We start from the raw sequence: 2601 nt of genomic DNA, 5'->3' as shown, positions 1-2601 counted from the left end.
AGGTCGTCTCACCGATCCACGGTAGGTCGCAGGTGCGACCTACCGTAGGGTCCTTTTTCCCCCCCTCGCAAGCCCTCTCCCCTCCCCCTGATGGGAGCACGGAATAGCCTCCCCTACACCGCCCTAAAAATAGTCAGCACCCCGAGGAACGAATCCTCGGGGTGCTGACCATGGGGGCTACTAGAGCGTCTCACCCCGCTGAGGGTCGAAGAAGGTTCGTTCTCAAGGGGAAAACGAACCTCCTTAGTGGCAAAGCAACTAACGAGCTGTGCTTAGTCTTTTGCTCCAGCTCTTACTTGAGAAGTACCTGAAGGGTATCACGAACATCCTTGCCATCCTCCGTCGTGAGAATCGCAACGAAGCGGGTCTTCACCGGCACCTCCTGAGGCATGGTATTCAGCCGAAGCATCATCACGGGCTGAGCCGTCGGACGCATAGCGAGCCACTGATCGATGCTGGTCACTTGATCCTTGCTCCGATAGCCCCAGGCGAGCCTCTTCGACTGGCTTGAGACGATCTGCTTGGGCGCCAGCTCATGGATGGTAAAGAAGCGATTGAGCGAAGTCTCTGCAGGGAGGCCAAAGAGCGGTGTGAGGGCGATGATCTTGAAGTCCTTGACTCCCGTCACACGATACTCCCAAGGCATTAGATTCATATCCATCACCCCTGGTTTGGCAGGCTTCATCGCATCTGGGCCTGCGATACCGATCCTGTAGTCCCTAATCATCTCCTTCTCTAGCGGGCGAATCCCCATAGCTACCTGAGCCTTAAAGCCAGCCCTATGGTAGAGGTGCTCATACATTCTCCCTCGATGCTGTGAGTAATACTGCTCTAAGGAGTCGAGGTCACCTGCGCCGGTCATCAGCCAGTAGAGGAAGTCCTTTGCTTCCACACCTTCTTCGCCGACGACTACATCCCGCTTATTGACTCTCCCTGCATAGCCTACCGTCTGCTCCGTCTTCATCGGCAGGCTCAGGATATGGGTACATTCTCTGGGGAAGTAATGGAAGTGCGTCCCACCAAAGGGCTCTTCATCTTCTTCTACATTTGCCTTGCTACAAGCGCTGATGCCCAGAGTGAAGAGGAGGGCAAGCGCTGTGAATAGCTTAAATCTTGGGTTCATAGTCTGTGTATTAGGATTACGTGGGAGACTACGGCACAGTCTTGTCCCGTAACTCCCATTTGATCGCGTTAGCTTATTCGGAATGCTTACTTGAGAAGCACCTGGAGGGTATCACGGAGTTCCTTGCCCTCCGTCGTGGTGAGGACCGTGACGAAGCGGGTCTTCACAGGCACCTCCTGAGGTACCGTATTCAGCCGAAGCATCATCACGGGCTGAGCCATCGGACGCATAGAGAGCCACTGAGCGATGCTGGTCACTCGATCCTGACTCCGATAGCCCCAGACGAGCCTCTTCGATTCGTGGGAGATGATCTGCTTGGGCTTGAACTCATGGAACGTAAAGAAGTGATTGAGCGAAGTCTCTGCGGGGAGGCCAAAGAGCGGTGTGAGGGCCATGATCTTGAAGTCCTTGACTCCTGTCACACGATATTCCCAAGGCTTTAGATTGGCCTCAGGTATCATCGAGGAGGACGACTGCATCCTCCTGCTTTTGACACCAGCGAGCCTGTAGTCATCGAAGAGCTGAGACTCCAGCGGGGTGATATTGGGAGCAAGCTCCGCCCTGAAATGATCCCTGTGATAGATCTCTTCGTACAATCTCCCCCGCAGTTCTGAGTAGTGGAGCTCGAGGGAATCGAGGTCGCCCGCCCCCGTCATCAGCCAGTAGAGGAATTTCCTTGCCTCTACACCTTCTTCGCCGACGACTACATCACCGTAGTAGGATGAGCTGGGAGCAGCTTGTCGTCTCGTCTCCATCGGCAGAGTCAAGATCCGAGTACATTCTCTGGGGAAGTACCGAAAGAAGAGGCCTTCCATCCTATCTGGTTCGGGAGGATTAGCCTTACTGTTGCAAGCGCTTATCCCCAGCATGAAGAGAAGGGCAAGCGCTCCAAATAGTTTCATTCTTGCGTTCATAGTATGTATGCGTTAGGATTGTATGGGAGACGAGGGAAGACATCGGGAGGGTAGCCCTCAGTCCGCCCAATTGATTGCGCTGAGATGCTGGGGGAGGAAGATGCTCGTTCGGTCTAAATAATTCGACATCGTAGACGCACGCAGAAGCCTTAGGATCGAGCCTTCCTTTTGAGACTTAGAGGCCAGAGGCTATGCTCCTTGTGTACGATCTATATCACAAATGTAGGAAACAATATTTACACGAACATCCAGCACGCTAAGAAGCTGTCACACACCTAGATTTTTCCCAAAAGCACACCCTGATTAAAGCCATCCATCCACAAAAGGTCGGAGAAAATCAGCACAGAGAAGGCTCAGCGGGAGGAGCGCAACAGGCGAAGAAAAACGACCGAAGAAAAGCCTCCTCTCTAGCCCACTCAAGAGAGGCTAAAAGTACCCTCAAATGGAGGAAAAAGAGGCGGCACTTTTTCCCCCACCTTTCTACCCATCGGAAGGCTTCTTTTTCGAGCACTCCGCTACCGTCCTTCGACACCCTCAAAAAACGACCTACGGTAGGTCGCCGAA

The 2601-nt window shown here is 53.5% G+C and carries 2 protein-coding genes; both read right to left on the bottom strand.

The window, feature by feature from the left end:
• Window positions 1-292 precede the first annotated feature (292 nt).
• Entirely contained in the window at window positions 293-1123 is an 831-nt protein-coding gene (locus HMPREF1556_RS02365; protein WP_021666617.1) for a hypothetical protein, read from the bottom strand.
• 86 nt (window positions 1124-1209) lie between these two features.
• Window positions 1210-2025: a hypothetical protein gene (locus HMPREF1556_RS02360; RefSeq protein ID WP_157047503.1), complete on the bottom strand. Its 816-nt coding sequence runs from the start codon at window positions 2023-2025 to the stop codon at window positions 1210-1212.
• Between the last annotated feature and the right edge of the window lie 576 nt (window positions 2026-2601).

The organism is Porphyromonas sp. oral taxon 278 str. W7784 (assembly GCF_000467855.2).
Classification (GTDB): domain Bacteria; phylum Bacteroidota; class Bacteroidia; order Bacteroidales; family Porphyromonadaceae; genus Porphyromonas.
This window is presented reverse-complemented; position numbering and strand designations above follow the sequence as displayed.

Bases quoted from the DNA above. Each gene is read 5' to 3' on its own strand.
- HMPREF1556_RS02365 (WP_021666617.1), bottom strand. From the start codon at position 1,123: ATGAACCCAAGATTTAAGCTATTCACAGCGCTTGCCCTCCTCTTCACT.
- HMPREF1556_RS02360 (WP_157047503.1), bottom strand. From the start codon at position 2,025: ATGAAACTATTTGGAGCGCTTGCCCTTCTCTTCATGCTGGGGATAAGC.